The sequence below is a fragment of the Dolichospermum sp. UHCC 0352 genome, assembly GCF_009711925.1.
Classification (GTDB): domain Bacteria; phylum Cyanobacteriota; class Cyanobacteriia; order Cyanobacteriales; family Nostocaceae; genus Dolichospermum; species Dolichospermum lemmermannii.
Genome location: NZ_VIKY01000204.1, coordinates 1 through 19,391, shown reverse-complemented (window position 1 = coordinate 19,391; position 19,391 = coordinate 1). Strand labels below are relative to the sequence as shown.

General features: G+C 37.6%; 16 protein-coding genes and 1 pseudogene. 12 read left to right on the top strand and 5 right to left on the bottom strand.

Annotation, left to right across the window (positions count from 1 at the left end; genetic code table 11):
• Nucleotides 1–216, bottom strand: a pseudogene (locus tag FJR06_RS14445) (hypothetical protein); the annotation flags it as partial.
• 190 nt (nt 217–406) lie between these two features.
• On the opposite strand from FJR06_RS14445, the gene FJR06_RS14440 reads away from it, so the two are divergent.
• The 3 genes from FJR06_RS14440 to FJR06_RS14430 all read left to right on the top strand — a co-directional run bounded on the left by FJR06_RS14440 (nt 407) and on the right by FJR06_RS14430 (nt 3,959).
• On the top strand, nt 407–2,485 hold the full coding sequence (locus FJR06_RS14440; RefSeq protein WP_168651679.1) for an NAD(P)H-quinone oxidoreductase subunit 5: 2,079 nt from the start codon (nt 407–409) through the stop codon (nt 2,483–2,485).
• A 207-nt stretch (nt 2,486–2,692) separates the two neighbouring features.
• On the top strand, nt 2,693–3,187 hold the full coding sequence (locus FJR06_RS14435) for a hypothetical protein (protein ID WP_148279066.1): 495 nt from the start codon (nt 2,693–2,695) through the stop codon (nt 3,185–3,187).
• On the top strand, nt 3,159–3,959 hold the full coding sequence (locus tag FJR06_RS14430) for a hypothetical protein (RefSeq protein ID WP_015081042.1): 801 nt from the start codon (nt 3,159–3,161) through the stop codon (nt 3,957–3,959). The genes FJR06_RS14435 and FJR06_RS14430 overlap by 29 nt, the downstream gene beginning before the upstream one ends.
• A 606-nt stretch (nt 3,960–4,565) precedes the next feature.
• On the opposite strand, the gene FJR06_RS14425 is transcribed toward FJR06_RS14430, so the two are convergent.
• From FJR06_RS14425 to FJR06_RS14415, 3 genes are all read right to left on the bottom strand, one after another.
• Nucleotides 4,566–5,147, bottom strand: a complete 582-nt coding sequence (locus tag FJR06_RS14425) for a Uma2 family endonuclease (protein ID WP_168634012.1) — start codon at nt 5,145–5,147, stop codon at nt 4,566–4,568.
• A 300-nt stretch (nt 5,148–5,447) separates the two neighbouring features.
• Entirely contained in the window at nt 5,448–6,665 is a 1,218-nt protein-coding gene (locus FJR06_RS14420; RefSeq protein WP_168651677.1) for a DUF4336 domain-containing protein, read from the bottom strand.
• A gap of 147 nt (nt 6,666–6,812) precedes the next feature.
• Nucleotides 6,813–7,688, bottom strand: a complete 876-nt coding sequence (locus FJR06_RS14415) for a hypothetical protein (RefSeq protein WP_015081045.1) — start codon at nt 7,686–7,688, stop codon at nt 6,813–6,815.
• Between the two features lie 216 nt (nt 7,689–7,904).
• On the opposite strand from FJR06_RS14415, the gene FJR06_RS14410 reads away from it, so the two are divergent.
• Both FJR06_RS14410 and FJR06_RS14405 read left to right on the top strand, forming a co-directional pair.
• The gene (locus tag FJR06_RS14410) at nt 7,905–8,939 is read left to right on the top strand and encodes a site-specific DNA-methyltransferase (protein ID WP_015081046.1); all 1,035 of its coding nucleotides are present in this window, start codon (nt 7,905–7,907) and stop codon (nt 8,937–8,939) included.
• Nucleotides 8,936–10,090 (top strand): hypothetical protein, encoded by a 1,155-nt coding sequence (locus FJR06_RS14405; RefSeq protein ID WP_015081047.1) that lies wholly within the window; start codon nt 8,936–8,938, stop codon nt 10,088–10,090. Before FJR06_RS14410 ends, FJR06_RS14405 begins: the two co-directional genes overlap by 4 nt.
• A gap of 86 nt (nt 10,091–10,176) precedes the next feature.
• On the opposite strand, the gene FJR06_RS14400 is transcribed toward FJR06_RS14405, so the two are convergent.
• On the bottom strand, nt 10,177–11,157 hold the full coding sequence (locus FJR06_RS14400; protein WP_015081048.1) for an aldo/keto reductase: 981 nt from the start codon (nt 11,155–11,157) through the stop codon (nt 10,177–10,179).
• 209 nt (nt 11,158–11,366) lie between these two features.
• Between FJR06_RS14400 and FJR06_RS14395 the strand changes: the two genes are divergently transcribed.
• The 7 genes from FJR06_RS14395 to FJR06_RS14365 all read left to right on the top strand — a co-directional run bounded on the left by FJR06_RS14395 (nt 11,367) and on the right by FJR06_RS14365 (nt 18,997).
• Entirely contained in the window at nt 11,367–11,924 is a 558-nt protein-coding gene (locus tag FJR06_RS14395) for a hypothetical protein (protein ID WP_015081049.1), read from the top strand.
• A 31-nt stretch (nt 11,925–11,955) separates the two neighbouring features.
• Nucleotides 11,956–13,212, top strand: coding sequence for an MFS transporter (locus FJR06_RS14390; protein WP_015081050.1), 1,257 nt, complete (start codon nt 11,956–11,958; stop codon nt 13,210–13,212).
• Between the two features lie 134 nt (nt 13,213–13,346).
• Nucleotides 13,347–15,239, top strand: a complete 1,893-nt coding sequence (gene ilvB / locus FJR06_RS14385) for a biosynthetic-type acetolactate synthase large subunit (RefSeq protein ID WP_015081051.1) — start codon at nt 13,347–13,349, stop codon at nt 15,237–15,239.
• A gap of 441 nt (nt 15,240–15,680) precedes the next feature.
• Nucleotides 15,681–15,938, top strand: coding sequence for a ribbon-helix-helix domain-containing protein (locus tag FJR06_RS14380; RefSeq protein ID WP_015081052.1), 258 nt, complete (start codon nt 15,681–15,683; stop codon nt 15,936–15,938).
• Nucleotides 15,928–16,359, top strand: coding sequence for a PIN domain-containing protein (locus FJR06_RS14375; RefSeq protein WP_168651676.1), 432 nt, complete (start codon nt 15,928–15,930; stop codon nt 16,357–16,359). Before FJR06_RS14380 ends, FJR06_RS14375 begins: the two co-directional genes overlap by 11 nt.
• A gap of 233 nt (nt 16,360–16,592) precedes the next feature.
• Entirely contained in the window at nt 16,593–17,876 is a 1,284-nt protein-coding gene (iscB, locus tag FJR06_RS14370) for an RNA-guided endonuclease IscB (protein WP_015081054.1), read from the top strand.
• A gap of 209 nt (nt 17,877–18,085) precedes the next feature.
• On the top strand, nt 18,086–18,997 hold the full coding sequence (locus tag FJR06_RS14365) for a lipopolysaccharide assembly protein LapB (RefSeq protein WP_015081055.1): 912 nt from the start codon (nt 18,086–18,088) through the stop codon (nt 18,995–18,997).
• Nucleotides 18,998–19,391 lie beyond the last annotated feature (394 nt).

Genomic DNA, 19,391 nt, shown 5'->3' with positions numbered 1-19,391 from the left:
CATTTGGAGAACTATTTTTGGCAATGTCCGATAATTTATCTTCCAAATGCTTCGCTGTACGGGCGAAGCATTTGGAGAACTATTTTTGGCAATGTCCGATAATTTATCTTCCAAATGCTTCGCCCCTACTAACAACTGACCAAATATAAAACCATGCTTAACACTCCACCTAAAGGGTATCAGGTGGGGTATTTTATCCTCAAGGGTGTGTGTCACAATTATTAGCAGTTCTGATTATTCAGTTAACTCAAGTTTGAAGTGGGAAAATTCAAGCTAACTTGAAAGTATTGGGCTATCAGAAGTAGCTTATTTCTTTTCAATCAGCAATCCCCAATTGAATTTTCATTTTTTGGGCATCTTCTCAATTCAATATATTTGTACAGAATTCTAAAAGTAGGCGTTAGTGATGGAAGTAATCTATCAGTATGCCTGGCTGATTCCAGTATTACCTCTCTTGGGAGCAATGCTGGTCGGTCTAGGGCTAATCTCGATAAATCAGGTGACAAACCGCCTGCGACAGTTGAATGCTGTAGTTATTATCTCCCTCATGGGGGCTTCTATGGCACTGTCGTTGGCTTTGCTGTGGAGTCAATTTCAAGGCCATGCGTCTTATCTTTGGACTGTGGAATGGGTAGCAGCCGGGAATTTTCACCTGACGATGGGCTACACTATTGACCACCTGACATCTCTAATGCTGGTGATTGTCACCACAGTAGCCGTTTTGGTGATGATTTACACCGATGGCTACATGGCGCATGATCCGGGTTATGTGCGGTTTTATGCCTATCTCAGCTTGTTTGGCTCTTCCATGTTAGGTTTGGTGGTCAGTCCCAACCTAGTACAAGTTTACATTTTCTGGGAATTGGTGGGGATGTGTTCCTACCTCCTAGTGGGCTTTTGGTATGACCGCAAAGCCGCAGCAGATGCTTGTCAAAAGGCATTTGTCACAAATCGGGTCGGTGACTTCGGTTTATTATTGGGCATTTTGGGGCTGTTCTGGGCGACAGGCAGCTTTGATTTCATGGTTATGGGCGATCGCCTATCCAACCTAGTAGAAACCGGCTCTATTAGCAATTTCCTCGCCATTCTGTTGGCAATTCTCGTCTTCCTTGGCCCTGTAGCTAAATCTGCCCAATTCCCCCTCCATGTCTGGCTACCAGATGCCATGGAAGGTCCTACACCTATTTCTGCCCTAATTCATGCGGCAACAATGGTAGCGGCGGGTGTATTCCTAATTGCCCGGATGTACCCAGTATTTGAAAATGTCCCAGCCGCAATGAACGTAATTGCTTATACTGGCGCATTTACAGCGTTTTTAGGAGCAACTATCGCCATTACCCAAAACGACATCAAAAAGGGTTTGGCTTATTCCACCATTTCCCAACTTGGTTACATGGTCATGGCTATGGGTGTGGGCGCTTACAGTGCGGGATTATTCCACCTCATGACCCACGCTTATTTTAAAGCGATGCTATTCTTGGGTTCTGGTTCGGTAATTCATGGCATGGAAGCAGTTGTTGGTCATGACCCTGTATTAGCGCAGGATATGCGCTTAATGGGGGGACTGCGGAAATATATGCCCGTGACAAGTTTCACGTTTTTGATTGGTTGCTTGGCCATTGCGGGGATTCCTCCCTTTGCTGGTTTCTGGTCAAAAGATGAAATTCTCGGCGCGGCTTTTGCTGCTAACCCCTTCCTGTGGTTTATTGGTTGGGTGACAGCGGGGATTACAGCTTTTTATATGTTTAGAATGTATTTCTCAACATTTGAAGGTAAATTCCGGGGTAATGACGAGAAAATCAAGGTAAAACTCAAAAATGCGGCTGCTGCTTTGGCTGAAAAGTCAGGGACATTAGAACTAGTGCCTAATTTTGGTCCTGGGGCGATGAAAAAGGGTGAATTGGCCAGTCACTCCCATGACTCCCACAGCCATGAGCCTCATGAGTCTCCTTGGACGATGAGTTTACCGTTGGTGGTTTTGGCTATTCCTTCAATGTTGATTGGTTTGGTGGGTACTCCCTACGCCAATTATTTTGAGCAGTTTATCTTTCCTCCTAGCGAAACTTTAGCGGAAGTTATGGAAAAGGCTGCGGAATTTGACCCCCATGAGTTTTATGTGATGGCGGGTAGTTCTGTGGCGATTTCTGTGATTGGGATTACTTTGGCGGTGCTGATGTATTTGGCTCGCAAAATTGATCCTAGTGCGATCGCTAAAAACATTCAACCGCTATACGATTTATCTTTGAACAAGTGGTACTTTGATGACATTTATCATCGTGTCTTTGTACTTGGTTTGCGTCGTGTGGCTAGACAAGTTATGGAAGTTGATTTCCGTGTTGTTGACGGCGCTGTCAATCTCACGGGTTTCTTTACTCTTGTCAGTGGTGAAGGTTTGAAATACTTGGAAAATGGTCGGGTTCAATTCTATGCTCTGATCGTTTTTGGGGCTGTTTTGGGCTTGGTGATTGTTTTTGGTGTTACCTGATTTTAATGGGGGCGGTTTGTCCGCCCCTGGATTATGAAGGTTTCGCGCAAAGTCGCTAAGGAGCAAAGGCGCAGAGTTAATGAACCACGAAGGGACGAAGGAAGCGAAGGAAGAAATAGGGTGATTGCGTGATAAACTTAAATTACTAATGTTACTGAACTTTAACTTGACAAAAATATCAAAAGGGTAAAATACATAATGAAAAGTATGAAACAACTAGAAAAACATGGTTTAGATTTTGAAAAAATTAAAGCCTATCAGGTACTTTGTTTACCTGAGAATATAGAAACAGCTTCAACAGAAGAAGAATTAATAGATACTGCCCATAATGCAAACTTTTGCAAACTTTTAAGAGAAGCAGGAATTAAGTGTGCAAATTCTTATGATCTGGGGTTAGAAACGGTAGAATTGGAACGTAGAGGTATAGAATTATGGTTTGGTGTAACCTATATTTTAGATAAACTAGCCATACCAGTCTTAACTGCGGTTATATCCAGTTTATTAACACTTGAACTTCAGAAAAAGCAAAATTTTTCAACAAAAAGTATAGAAGGGGAAAATAATAATAAAATTCATATTGAATTGAGAATAATAGAAGGAAATAATATATATCGTTCTATAAACTATGATGGAAATTTTGAAGACTTTCAGAAAATTATCAATGATATTAAGAATGTCAATCCAAAGGATAATAACAACTAAAATCAATGAAGATAATTTAGATGAAGAAACTTATAAATATTTCTATAAGTGGTATAAATTAATTATAAATAAAAAATATGAAAGAGCAAAAAAATTATGCCTAAATTTTATTAATTTTTGTAAAACTACTATTGAACTTAGTTATTGGGGAGAAATAAATATTAATTATAACAAACTTCTTATTTCTGCAATTCTATTTAGAGGTTTGCAAGAATTTTCATATCTCAAACAAATAATGAGAGATAAGGAATGGAATAAGTCTCACAAAGAAGTTAATTACAATTGGATAGTATTGCAAGACTGTAAAGATAGACTTGGCTTTGTCTATCAGTACCTAAGTGAAACTGAAATAATAGATATTGTGTTAAATGATATACAATCAATAGATAAATTTTTTGAAGTTTCTTTTGGAATTGGAAAATATATAAGCCCGGAGATTTTGATGAAGAAATCAATCTGTAATATTTGTAGTCAAGACGTAAGGTCTTGTCATCATATAAGTGGAAGGATTTACAATGGAAGAATTTGTTATGGTTCACCAGTTGATCCTTTGATTAGGGCTATTTCTTTAGTTGATGTACCCAGAGATTTAAGGTGTAGAATTTGGGACTGGCAAGTAGAAGGCACAATACTAAAAGATGTATGTATAATGACATCTTTTGCCGTAGATGATTTCCTTAATCAGGATAAATATCAAAAGGTAGGAATATTTTGTTCATTAGTCATCAATAATGATGGAGTTAGTCTTATTGAAATTAATACAAAAAAATAGTTTGTAGGATGCGTTAGAAGCGCGAAAATATTATGAAATATAGATTAAATTATGAGCGCGACGTAACTCACATTAATTCATGAGATTAAATTTAATCAATTTTGGTGCATTACGCTTCGCTTAGAGGATGTTTGAAAACTTTCTCGTGTGGGATCTGACACCCGCATATCCCCCTAAATCCCCCTTAAAAAGGGGGACTTTGAGGAATTTAGCCCCCCTTTGTAAGGGGGGTTGGGGGGATCTCGATTAATTCTGATACTTTTCAAACATCCTCTTACACACCCTACTGTCTGAATCAGGATATCCAGGATTTAAGGATGTAGAGGATGTAGAAAAAACTCATCTTTAAAACCTGAAATATTCTCAGATAAATATTCATAAAAAATCCTGTAAATCCTCTAATCCTGGAAATCCTGATTCAGACAACTAAGCATTTTCAGGATGAAGAAAAAACTCATCTTAAAAACCTGAAATATTCCCAGATAAATATTCATAAAAAATCCTGTAAATCCTCTAATCCTGAGCATCCTGATATGGCTTGCGCCACGCTACGCTATCAGACAATTAAGCATTTTCAGGATGTAGAAAAAACTCATCTTTAGAATTTTATTTACTTAAATTTGGAGGAAAAGCAACATCCTCATAAACATCAGCGAGAGGACAAGAAAAATTCACACTGGTTAATTCTAATTGTTGATTTCCTCTATAGCTATAAAGAACCCATCTTTCTTCGGAATTGCGCCGGAAACAATCAATTCGTTGCCGATTTTGACTAACTAAAACATATTCTTGTAAAGTGTCTAATTCTTGATAATCACTAAATTTATCACCTCTGTCTAAGGCTTCTGTAGAAGGTGATAAAACTTCAATGATTAAACTCGGATATCGTTTAAAATATTCAAATTGTGTATCTCTTGAATCACAAGTTACCATAATATCAGGATAATAGAAAATATCTAGAGATTCAATTCTTGCTTTCATGTCAGCGACGTAAAGCCGACATCCTGTACCACGAATATGATTTCTTAAAAGGGCAACTAAGTTAGCAGTAATTGTTACATGGGCATCACTAGCACCAGCCATTGCGTAAATTTGCCCTTGGATATATTCATGTTTAATAGGGCTAGATTTTTCAGCTTGTAAGTATTCTTCTATGGAAATATAGGGTTGAAATTGGCTAAGAGTCATATATTTTTACGGTTACTATGAGATAGTTGTAATTTTTCTAGTATAGCAATTATTAATATTTTTTATTTCTTGCAAAGGCAAAGGGGCAAACTAAAAATCAAACCCGAAACAAAGGTATTTTTGTCATTTACCTATTGACAAATGATAGATTTCCAGGATTTAAGGATGTACAGGATGTAGAAAAAAACTCATTTTTAAAACCCGAAATATTCCCAGATAAATATTCATAAAAAATCCTGATGTCTATTTATGCTAAGTGTACAGACTGAAACACCTACCTCATTGTCAGTTTATTTATAATTACACTTTCTCTTTTGCTGGTGGCACAATACCCAACTTATTTAAACCTGAATCAATATCTCTCAATAACTTAAAATCATCCTCCGGCAAAGAATAGCTATTACTACTAACTAAACCCTCAACAGGCTGTTTTTCTAAAAACGCAAATGCTTGACGAAATTGTTGCGGTTCGACTTTAATCGGGGCATTAAAATGACAGGGAATAATCCATTGAAAATCCCAACTGGCAACTTTATTAGCCCAATTTATTGTTTCTGTGGGTGCGCGATTTAAAATCAAACTTTGTAAAATTGGGGCAACAAATATCCGCCCATTTCCTTGTAAAATATCAAATGAATCTTGCCAATTTTCCCGCCATTGGAAGGGGAAAAACCCGAAATAGGCTTTTCTCGAACGTTCTGGAGCTTTTTCGGCATCACGCCATACTTCACCCCATGTAGGTACTTCTAACACACTGGGACTGAAATACAAGGCAAATAATGTGATTCGCTGCCACCCTTTACGGCGGTTTGCTGAGGTATCTGCAACGATGTCAAAGGCTTTATCCTTCGCGTGGTAGAGTAAGGGATAGGGGTCAAGTTGGACAATTGCAGGTGGCTCTGCTGGTACTGAAACTATGGTATCTGTAACTAAGAGAATGTGCGATCGCTTGTGGAAAAAAACCACCTCTGCAAACTTACCCAAACCCAAATCAATCGGTCCGATGGTTGCATAATCAAAATCTTCAGCAAAAGGGGCTTCCTGGCTATTTTCAGGCAGTATATGAGTCCGTTTACCGGGTAAACCCAACCAACTCAAAGGCAGATTGATCGGAAAACTCCATTGTCCGGGAGCGACAAATACCTGTGCAGTGGGAAAGCGTCGCGCAAATGGACCAACGAATACTTTATGTTCTATTCCTGATATCGTGGGCAAAATAATATACTTAACATCACCGTGTTCTGCTACCAACTCATTCAGCAAGCGAACACATTCTCCCGTTGGTGCGACAGGTGCATAAACCAGCAAACCGCCCTGTTCCAGCTTAACTACAGTCATGCGAATTGGCACAACTACATAGAAAATTCCCTGCAATTGATCAAAGGTCCAGATGGTATCTTTGACAACTTCTTTACGGATAGTATGCCGTTGACCATAAGGGTAAATTGGCACAACAGTCCAAAACCGCCATGAAAAATCCTGGGGATAAATTTGTTCTACGTCTTCACTTTCCACCACTTTGCGAACCTCTCTCAATTCCCAATACTCAGATTTTTGTTGCCTTGACAAAATTGGAGTTTAGCAAATTATGGGGGTGATCAACATAAGATTTCTGACTTCTTAGAGAAGTTGGGTTTCTAAGCATGAGAGATTTTTATATTTATTTCATATCCCAGCTTGAGTTAATACCTCACTTAAATCAACAACTAAATCTAAATTTTCCGCCCATTCTGTTAAATAACCATAATCCAAAATTTCTGCTTGTAACTTAATTATCCCCAAAACATCGCGCCATTGTTTTTCTGATTTACTTCCCTTTCCCCAGCGAAGTTTCTGTAAAATAATATCTTCTGCTGAAGCTATCCAAAAAGCAGGTATTCCATCTAAATCAACTAATATTCTCCGCTGCATTTGAGATATTGCAAAAGGTGAATTGTCAGTAATATATATATCAGCATTAGCAATAGTTTCTGTATGGGTAATATTCAACATATTTCCCAAACCTTGTTGCAAATCTTCTACCGCACCTGCTGGACAATAATATCCAGATGCTTCTAAAGTTTTTACCAGTAAATCTATTTGATTTGGTTTAAATTCTATCACCAAATCTAAATCACGAGTAGAACGTGGTTCTCCATGAATAGAACTAGCAACACCTCCACTTACATAATAATCAATATTAATTGATTCAAAAAGTTGATGTAGTTCTCCTGCTAAAGAAATTGAATCTTGAATCCACATATTTTCCTTAATACCTTTTGGTTGAAAATCAGGAGTAAATTTTTCTCCTAACACAGCACGGGTAAATAAATTACGAATTTCCTGTATAGTTGAATTGCGATTTCGAGATTTAATTCCTATCAGACATAGTTTTTTTACTCCTCGTTCATGGCTAATAAATCTTTCTATGCGTTGTTTTAATGATAGTTGTCGCCATTTTTGAAAGAAATAAATATCAGCTTCTATTGCTGTATCTTGGCTTTGGGGTTGATACTTGGATTTGGTAAGAGTTGGGAAATATAATCTTGATTTTTCTAGCATTGCTAATTTTATAGTATTCTTGAATATTGAGTATTTAACCTGTAACTTACATTATACTCAAAATATCACGTTTTTCTGATGTAGTGCTTATGTGCGTGTGATTGATGCTTGAAAAGTTAAATTATTAAATTTTATTGAGAGAATGTTTTAAAAAATACAAAACCTGTTACACTGAAATACATAATTAGAGATTAAATTTAAATTGCATAAAGTCACATGAAATTACGAGCAATATCAGACCTCAAAAATAAAATTATTCTTGGGGATAATTTATCTGTACTCAAACAAATAGAAGATGATACTTTTGATTTAATCATTACTTCACCACCATATTTTCAGCAACGTAATTATGGAAATGGTGATTTAGGTATTGGTAATGAAACAACTGAATCAGAATATTTAAAAAATATCCTCACAGTTTTTGGGGAATGTGTGCGCGTTTTAAAAAAAACTGGAGTAATAGTTTTTAATTTAGGAGATAAATATATCAACGGAAGTTTATCTCTAATTCCTTATAAATTTGCAATTCAAGCCACCCAAAATCAAAATATTTTTCTTATTAATCAAATTACATGGTCAAAACTCAATCCTACACCACGTCAAGATAAAAGAAAATTAATACAAGCTACAGAACCTTTTTTCATATTTGCTAAATCAAAAGATTATTATTTTAATTTGGATAATTATTTACAACACTTGGATAGTTTTAACAAAAGCGTTAAAAGTAAACCCTCTGATAAATTAGGTAAAAAATATGTGGAATTAATCAAAAATTCTGATTTAAGTGAAGAACAAAAAAATAATGCTATTAAAGCATTAAATCAAGCTATTTTAGCAGTACACAATGGAGAAATTGAAGGATTTAGAATGAAAATTCATGGTGTACATAAATTAGCTTATGGTGGACAAGATGGAGGAAGAAATAACCAAATCAAGAATAATGGTTTTACTATTATTAGAATTTTAGGAAACACGATGAAAAAAGACATTATTGAAAGTCCGGTAGAGATTACTAAAAATAATCATCATCCAGCAGTTTATCCGATGTATATTATTCAAGAACTGATTAAATTATTAACTCAACAAGGTGATTTTGTCCTTGATCCTTTTTGTGGTAGTGGTACAACTTGTATCGCAGCTAGAAATTTAAATAGAAATTATTTAGGAATTGAAATCAATCCTGATTATGTAAACTTAGCTAATAACCGTATGGAAGAATCTGATTCTCAGCAGCAGGAATTATTTATATGAAAAATAAAAATAAATATAGTCAAGAAATTGCCGCATTAGAGAAATGCTATCAGCAAGCACTTGAATTAGTTAAAAATCAATCATTTACAGAATTTGATCAAGAAATAAGAACTTGTGTAGATATTTTTATTCAAAAAATAGAAACCGATAAATCTTTAATTCAGGTAATTATTACCAGTTTACTCAAGAAAATAATTAAACCAGAGCAAGATATCAGATTACATCAAAAGAAATTTCCTAATGGATATTATGCTAGAGGACTTGATAACAAAGTAACTATTCCATTCTTTAAAGAATATTTTCCAAGATATGCTAATAAGGAAACTGGTTTTTTAACTAAAGCAACACGCGCAGACATTATCTGGAATTTTGAGGAGGGATTTAAATTACCATTAAGGAGTAAAAGCTTAGTTACACCTTTTTTACAACTAATTGATAAAATTGAAAATCAAACAATTGATATTGAAAATTGTTTAGTTTATATCTTAGCACAATTATATCTTATTTCCCAATCTCAAGAAATAGTTTTTACAGAAACTTTAGAAATTGTTAATTCTGTAAATATTATCAATATTAATACAGTGCTGAAAATGGTAGAAAGACATTTTGAAGAACCTTTAAGTTCTAGATTACCAGTAATTGTAATTTTTGCTATCTATAAACAAATATTTAAAACTGTCCGCAGATTTGAAAATAAAGTATTACTACCTTTAAATGTTCATACTTCTGCTGATAAACATGGTTATGGTGATATAGAAATAAGGGATAACCATAACAATCCCTTTGAAATATTAGAGATAAAACACAATATTCCTATTGATAGAAATATGATATTAGATATAGTAAAAAAATCTGCAAATACAACAATAAAAAGGTATTATATTCTAACTACATACAAAGACTGTTTTCTTAATAAAGATGAAGAAAAATATATTAATGAATTGATTTTGAAAATTAAAAGAGAACGTGGGTTAGAAATTATTGCTAATGGTATTGTGAACACCTTAAAATATTACCTGCGTTTTATAGAAGATTATCATGAATTTATCAAAACATATACAGAAGAATTAGTAAAAGATGCTAAAAATTCAACAGAAGTTAAAGATTCTCATATTCAAGCTTGGCAAATAATTTTACAAAAATATATATAGTAGTGTGACCCACAATCAGTATTACTAATAAATAGTGGATTAGGACGCATTAACATTATTCTATTTTTTAGATATTTGTTTTTATCTCACCTTGTCTGAAAAATATTCTGCACCATTTTCTTCTCTACCCTATCAGCAGCATTATCCAACTCTACCACCTCACCATCACTCAAAACCCACCCCAAAGCCCCAATATTCTCCTTTGCTTGTTTCAAACTTTTAGCCCCAGGAATGGGAATTGTGCCTTTACTAATGCACCAATTAATAGCCACTTGAGACATAGTTTTATTTCTCGTATTTGCTATTTCTCCCAAACAGCCTAAAAGCGGCTTCATTCCTGGTAATAGCTGCTTACATAAAAAACCGCGAATACCTTTAGGAAAACTGCCATTTTCCGAAAACTTCCCGGTTAATAAACCCAACCCTAAAGGACTATAAGCAATTAATGCAATTCCCAAATCATCACAAACTTCCTTTAAACCTAATTCCGTCACAGGATAAGTAGATAAAAGCGAATATTGTACCTGCAAAGTTTTAATCGGTATACCTCTTTCCTGAAATCTTTTATGTACCCATAAAAGTCGTTTTGTACCATAATTAGATAAACCCACACCTTTAACTAAACCTTGCTCATATAAATCACCTAAACCATCTAATAAACCCACCTCTTGCCAAGGTGCATAATTAGCAGTAGACCAGTGCATTTGCACCAAATCAACATTGCGTCCTAATCTTTTTGCCGAGGCATGACAAGCTGATATAATTGAATTTCTAGTCCATCTCCAAGGGTATGCAGCTAACTTAGTAGCAATGCAAATATGCTCTTGATTTAAGCCTTGATATGCTTGGGCAAATTTTCCTAAAAGTAACTCACTGCGTCCCTTTAACTTGCCAGTACCGTAGGAATCACCCGTATCAAATAATGTAATACCATTGCCAATACAGAGATTAAAAACCTCTTGTAATTGGTTATCCATACTTTCATCGTACCCCCAGAGTAGTTGATTCCCCCAAGCCCAAGTACCGCAACCCATGAGAGGGAGATTTAATAAATTGTTAGTTAGCATATTTAGGCAGTTGTTTAAAGTTGTCCCAAAACTCATTATCAAGGAATAAATAGGTCAATACTATACCACTCATGTAATATATTCTTACAGCAGTTTTCATGTATTAGACCACAATCTGAGTTAATCTCTTTCTTTGCGTCTTTGCTCCTTTGCGTCTTTGCGCGAAAATACCTTTAATTTTTTGCAGACTTTTCAAAGATAAAAAATAAATGCCCATTATTATTTGTCCGGGAATCCATGAACCAGAATTAACTAAAAGCTTTATCCAAGGGTGCTTGAATCAAAGTCATCAAAACTCCGTAGATATACTGGTTTATCCTGAACAGGGTTATTTAACTTTATCAACATTTCATATTTTACATTTTTTGCACAATCGCCTCGGTAATAAGTTAAAATCGCCTGTTATATTCTTATGTTTTAGTGCTGGTGTAATTGGAGGCATAGGTGCAGCCACAGCGTGGCAACTTTTGGGCGGTCATGTGCAAGCCTTCATTGCTATTGATGGTTGGGGAGTCCCTCTAGCGGGCAATTTCCCGATTCATCGTTTAAGTCATGATTATTACACCCATTGGACTTCAGCTTATCTCGGTATGGGAGAAAACAACTTTTATGCCGAGCCAGCAGTTGACCATTTATCAATGTGGCATTCCCCCCAATCTGTCCCAGGCCAATGGGTAAATCCATCATTGGGGTTCTCTCCCACCAAAAACTACCTCAGTGCATCTGAATTTCTCAATTTCCTCTTAGAACGCTATAAAGAGAAATAGTGACTATTTATTCCCCATTCCCAAGTATCTGATGTTTCCCACTGAACCTACTGCTGTTAATAACGGTTTTACCGGACTGCTGAAAAACCGGGGTTTTATGCTCCTGTGGATTGGTCAACTAATTTCCCAATTAGCTGATAAGGTATTCTTTGTCTTAATGATTGCCTTACTGCAACTCTATTTACCCCCGAATCAGATAGGCGGTGATGCACGCTTCTATTTGTATATGGCATTTACCGTACCCGCAATATTGTTTGGTTCTGCCGGTGGTGTGATCGTTGACCGTGTGCCAAAAAAACTGATTATGGTGGGTTCAGATGTGGTACGGGGGATATTCATGCTGTTAATTCCCTTCCTGCCACGAGAATTTGGGATACTTTTATTCTTCACCTTTTCTATCTCCACCGTTACCCAGTTTTTTGCCCCAGCAGAACAGGCTTCAATTCCCCTGTTGGTAAGAAAAGAAGGTTTAATGGCTGCCAATGCCTTATTTAGCAGCACAATGATGGCTGCATTAATTATTGGTAATGCGGTGGCTACTCCGATGTTGAATTGGTTTGAAACCTTTAATAAGGGCTTTGGTAAAGAATTGGTCGTTGGCTGCTTATATCTAATTTCTGCCGTGATTATGATGCCGATTCAGTTTCAAGAACACAAACGGATTCACGAAGAAACAGCCGCAATTAATCCCTGGGCTGAATTTTTGTTAGGACTACGCTATCTCAAACAAAATCGGCTGGTATGGAATGCTATGCTACAAATAGTTACATTATACTGCGTATTTGCCGCCCTGATAGAATTAGCCATTGGTATGGCGGCTAGGTTACATTTAGCACCAGAAGAATTTAGCTCTTTCGTAGCTGCGGCTGGGGTGGGTATGGTAATAGGTGCGGCTATTTTGGGGAATTTTGGTCATCGTCTCCATCATAAACCCTTGCCTTTAATCGGATTTTTGATGATGGCGGTTTCATTAGGTTTATTCATTTTTATTGATAACCAACCCCTAGCATTAGGACTTTGTATTTTCTTAGGCGTGGGTGCAGCTTTTGTCAACGTGCCAATGCAAACTTTGATTCAACAACAAACACCACCAGAAATGCACGGTAAGGTATTTGGCTTTCAAAATCATGCCATTAATATTGCTCTTACAGCACCCTTGTTAATTACCACAAAGCTAGTTAATGCCTTTGGATTATCAGCGGTATTGTTGGGAATGAGTATAGTTGTCGGGGCTGTTGGTGTCTGGACTTGGCAAAATACTCGGCGGGTATTGCAAGATGTGATCTAAAAATTGTACAATCATAATCCATTCTTAACGCTAATAAATCCGGCTTTCTCTGCAATTGTGAGAATTTTTACATTAAAATGAAGTTTTAAATACAGAATCTAAGCGTTAATTTTAGCTATACTTTGAGGTTAACTGTGGTTTCGTCTTCTCAAATCAGTCTCCCAAAATCTGAAAATAATCAGCAGTCTCCCGTATCTAATTCGTCAGTTCCCTCACCAAAACGGGCATCTGGCGGTTTCGCGTTGATAGATAGTCTTATCCGTCATGGTGTTGAGCATATTTTTGGTTATCCCGGTGGTGCGATTCTACCGATTTATGATGACCTCTATAAAATAGAAGCTGGGGGTAATGTTAAGCATATCTTAGTTAGACACGAACAAGGTGCTTCCCACGCCGCCGACGGTTACGCCCGTGCTACTGGTAAAGTAGGAGTATGCTTTGGTACTTCCGGTCCTGGGGCAACCAACTTAGTTACGGGTATTGCTACGGCTTACATGGATTCTATCCCCATGATTGTGGTTACGGGACAAGTACCAAGAGCTTCCATTGGTACAGATGCTTTTCAGGAAACAGATATTTATGGAATTACCTTACCCATTGTTAAGCATTCTTATGTAGTCCGTGATGCCAAAGATATGGCGCGGATTGTGGCTGAAGCTTTTCACATTGCCAGCACTGGTAGACCTGGACCTGTTTTAATTGATGTTCCCAAAGATGTAGCGTTAGAAGAATTTGATTATGTGCCTGTGGCACCGGGTTCAATTAAGTTACCTGGCTACCGTCCCACAGTCAAGGGAAATCCGCGCCAAATTAATGCGGCAATTCAATTAATTAGAGAAAGTCGTCGCCCATTGTTGTATGTTGGGGGAGGAGCGATCGCCGCTAATGCCCACGAAGAAGTCAAACAACTGGCAGAATTATTTAATCTCCCCGTCACTACTACCTTAATGGGTATCGGTGCATTTGATGAACATCATCCCCTGTCCTTGGGAATGTTGGGAATGCACGGCACAGCCTACGCTAACTTTGCCGTTACAGATTGCGATTTATTAATTTGTGTTGGGGCGAGATTTGATGACCGCGTGACAGGTAAATTAGACGAATTTGCCTCTTTAGCCAAAGTCATTCACATTGATATTGACCCCGCAGAAGTCGGTAAAAACCGCGTTCCCCAAGTTCCCATTGTGGGGGATGTCAAAAACGTCTTAAAAGACTTATTACGGCGATGTCAAGACGCAAATACCAAAGCCACACCTAACCAAAACCAAGAATGGTTAAACTTAATTAACAGTTGGAAACAAGATTATCCTCTGATTGTCCCCCATCATGCCGACAGCATTTCTCCTCAAGAGGTAATTGTTGAAGTTGGTAGTCAAGCCCCCCACGCATTTTATACTACAGATGTTGGTCAACATCAAATGTGGGCAGCCCAATTCCTCAAAAATGGTCCAAGACGCTGGATTTCTAGTGCGGGTTTAGGAACAATGGGTTTTGGTGTTCCTGCGGCTATGGGTGCAAAGGTGGCATTCCCGGACGAAGAAGTAATCTGTATCAGCGGTGATGCCAGTTTCCAAATGTGTTTGCAGGAGTTGGGAACGTTAGCACAATATGGCATTAATGTCAAGACTTTGATCTTAAATAACGGTTGGCAGGGCATGGTGCGGCAGTGGCAGGAAGCCTTCTATGGACAGCGTTATTCATCTTCTAACATGGAAGTCGGAATGCCTGATATTGAGCTTTTAGCACAGGCTTATGGCATCAAGGGGATGGTAATTACTAAGCGGGAAGAATTGGCAGATAAAATTGCCGAAATGCTGGCACACAATGGCCCTGTAATTGTGAATGTCCACATTACCAGAGATGAAAATTGCTATCCCATGGTAGCGCCTGGTAAGAATAACTCGCAAATGGTTGGTTTACCTAAGCCAACACCAAGAACCGCAGTTGAATCAATTTCTTGCAGCAATTGTGGGACTCAAAACCAACCTAACCATAATTTCTGTTCTGATTGTGGAACAAAGTTGTAGTTAGATTTTGTAGGGGTTTAGCATGATGCTTTACCCTTATACAGAATTGTAATTTATGATTTTAAGCAACATCAATTAAGTAGGTGAACGGAAAAAACCGTAGACGCGGAGCGGCTTCTCGAAGAGTAATATGTAACGAAAAGTAAAGTCCAAAAATAGAGAACCTTTTAAGGTTTTGATACTCCTGACTCTGGCTGAATTAAAATAGGTATTCCTCCCTTTTCAGAACCGATAACGACAATTTTGGAATAACATAAGGAAGAATTTACAGCATATTTCATCTGAGTTAGGTACAGAAATTAGGAGCTTAGTTTGCTTTTCCAGAAGTTTTTACAGATGATCTTCCAAGGGAAAAAACTAACACCTCAATTAACGAAGGCATCACAATTTTCCCATAAATAATGTATAATGTAATGTATACACTAAATATACTTCTAAATTGTGTCAACCAAAATTCGCAAGCAGATTTATATCCAACCACGTCAAGAACATCTACTCAAAGAGATTGCACAACAAACAGGTATAAGTGAAGCCGAGATTATCCGTCAAGCCATTGACCTTCATCTTGGTGAAATCACTGTCCCCCAAACCGATATCTCACTGTGGGAAGCCGAAAGAGAATTTATTGCACAAATCAAAACTCGACCTGTTCAAGCTGGAGGTAGAGACTGGAAGCGGGAAGACCTTTATGAACGGTAGAGTTTTTATTGATACTAATATGCTAGTGTACATCTACGATCCATTAGATACCACAAAACAGGAACAAGCGATCGCAGTTGTTGATAGGTTAATTCGTTCGGGGAAAGCAGTAATTAGTACCCAGGTGATAGGGGAGTTTTTTATGGCTACAACCCGCACTAGACGCTCGCTTTTAACTCCTGCTGAGGCATTGGTGCGAATGCGTAACTACTTAGCTATTTGCCATATTGTTGATATGACAAAATTAATCTCCCTAGAAGCGATTCGTGGACTAGAAACCCATAACTTTAGTTTTTGGGACGCGCAAATTTGGGCAACAGCAAGACTCAATCAAATTGAAGAAATTTACAGTGAAGATTTTCCATCAGGTGCAACTGTTGAGGGTGTAAAGTTTACAAATCCTTTTAAACTGAGTCAGTAACTCAGGGCTAAAGCCACTGAGCTTGTAAGAAATTGCAAGCTGTACTGACCAGACCACCCTGAGCGTAGTCGAAGGGTAGCCGTTATTTGAGTCACGACACCTCGGAATGCGTTGCTAGTTCCCCGCTCTGTCGCTGTAAGCTAAACAGTTTTAAAGTCACTGAAACAGTGCTTACAGCCTAACAAGCTCTTATAACAGGTCGAAGCTAACATTACCCAGAAATGGAGGGACTTATGTCCAAAACATTAGTATTAGACACAAACAAAAGACCATTAGATCCAATTCATCCAGCGCAAGCTAGACAACTATTAAGAAACAAAAAAGCAGCCGTATTCAGACAATTCCCATTCACAATTATCCTCAAAGAATCACGTCCAGATTCACCAGTATCACCTCTAAGATTAAAGATTGACCCTGGTGCAAAATTCACAGGAATGGCATTAGTTAACGACTCGACTGGAGAGGTTGTATTTGCAGCCGAATTAAAGCATAGAGGTTTTGTAATTCGAGATGCTTTAACTTCTAGACGACAACTAAGACGTTCTAGACGTGCCAGGAAAACCCGTTATAGACAACCAAGATTCTTGAATAGAACCCGTCCAAATGGATGGTTAGCACCAAGTTTACAAAGTCGAGTTGAGAACATCAAAACTTGGGTTAAGAAGTTACGGAAATTCGCACCAATTGAAGCTATTAGTCAAGAATTGGTACGGTTTGATATGCAGTTAATGGCTAATCCTGATATTCAAGGTAAGGAGTATCAGCAAGGTACTCTTGCTGGTTACGAAACTAAAGAATACTTACTAGAAAAGTGGAATAGACAATGTGCCTACTGTGGAGTGAAAGACGTTCCCTTCCAAGTAGAACACATTCATCCTCGTGCAAAAGGAGGTAGTAATTCAATTACAAATCTGACATTGAGTTGCGAGAAATGTAATACCAAAAAAGGAACTAAGGATATTAAAGACTTCCTCAAAAAAGACCCAACAAGATTACAGAAAATCTTGAAACAAGCTAAACGTCCTTTGGCTGATGCAGCCGCAGTAAACGCGACTAGATGGGCATTATTTAGAGTTTTGAAAGATACAGGACTACCAGTAGAAACAGGTTCAGGAGGTTTAACAAAGTTTAATCGTAGTCAACAAAATCTAGCAAAAACTCACTGGATTGATGCGGCTTGTGTTGGTCAATCAACCCCAATTCTAACCATCAAGGGGATTAAACCATTGTTGATTGCTGCTAATGGTCACGGTTCTAGACAATCTTGTAGAACAGACAAGTTTGGTTTTCCTTCTAGATACGTTCCACGGTTTAAGTTTGTTAAAGGTTTTCAAACTGGCGACATTGTAAAAGCAGTAGTAACAGCGGGCAAGAAAGTAGGTGAATATTTTGGGAGAGTTGCTATTAGAACTAGTGGAACTTTTAATATCTCGACCAATAGCGGATTAGTTCAAGGAATTAGTCACAAATATTGTTTAGCAACTCATAAAAAGGATGGATATAGTTATGCCAATTAAAAAGACCACGGCGATTAAAATCGCTCGTGTCGCTTCCCTCTCAGGTCTAAAGACGCGCTCGTTTCCCACTTACCGCGAGGTCTTATGATTAATTATCGAAAGTCCAAGTTTACCAGAACAACATTGATTTTTCCTGATCTTCCTTTGCGTCTTTGCTCCTTTGTGCCTACCCTGCGGGATCTCTAAGAGAGATTGCGCGAAATAAATCCATGAAATTACCATTAATTAAATATCCTATTTTGGGGATAATCAGTCTGTTATTATTAAGTATTAATATTCAACCCGTATTTTCCAATTCTCCCCCTACTCTAATACTGGCACAAAACTCAAATAGCAAAGCAGCTACAGAATCGTTAAATCAAGGACTACAAGCAATTCAACTAGGACAATTAGAAGCAGCAATTACCGCTTTTCGTCAAGCTATTAAACTAGATCCTAAATTAGCAGCAGCGCACTATAATTTGGGTTTAGCACTACGACAATCGGGACAGTTACAACCTGCGGCAGATGCTTTTTATCAAGCTACCCAAGCCGATCCTCAATTTGCTTTAGCTTTTGCAAATTTAGGTGGAGCGTTATTAGAAGGAAATAATTTAAAATTGGCGCAAGATTATTTAAATCAGGCTTTGAAGTTAAATCCAAATCTGGGTTTTGCCCACTATAACATGGGGTTAGTTAAGGAACAGGAAAAAAATTGGGAAAGTGCGATCGCCTCTTTTCAAAAAGCCAGAACAATGAGTCAAAATGCTCCTGAACCAGCCTATCATTTAGGGATCTGTTATTTGCAACAAAGGAAAATTGAGCAAGCAAAAGCAGCTTTTAATCAAGCAATTAAAATCAATCCTAAATACGCAGAAGCACACTATAATCTTGGTTCAATTTTATTTAACCAGGGTAAATTAAGCGAAGCTTTAGCAGCTTTCAGAAAATCAGCCGCAGCTAACCCTAATTATGCTAATGCTTATTATGGTGCAGGGTTAGTTTTTATGCAATTAAAGCAGCATAAAGAAGCTGTGCAAGTCTTCCAATATGCCAGAGATTTATATAATATTCAAGGTAATTTGCAGTGGGTGAAAAATTCCCAGCAGTTATTACAAGAAGCGCGAAAATTAAATAAGTAGCGGCATTTTGACAAAACGTCTCTACTCACAACAGAGGATTTTATCAGCTTTTAGACAGATGAATAAATCTCAGGGAATAAGTAGAAATTAATTAAATAACCAACAGAGTCGAAAAATGACTAAAACCAAAACTCAAGAACCCATTAGTAACTTAGAGTTTGATTTTATTAGTGTGCTGCATACTGAATCGGTAGCAGTTCAAGCTTGTCAGTAACCCAACCCTAAAGGGACTGGGCTTGTAAGAGAAATCAAGCAAGCCGTACTGACCAGACCACCCTGAGCCTAGTCTAAGGGTAGCCGTTATTTGAGTCACGACACCCCGGAATACGTAGCTAGTTCCCTGCTCTGTCGCTTGTGATTAAACAGTTCTAAGGTCACTGGAACAGTGTTGCAA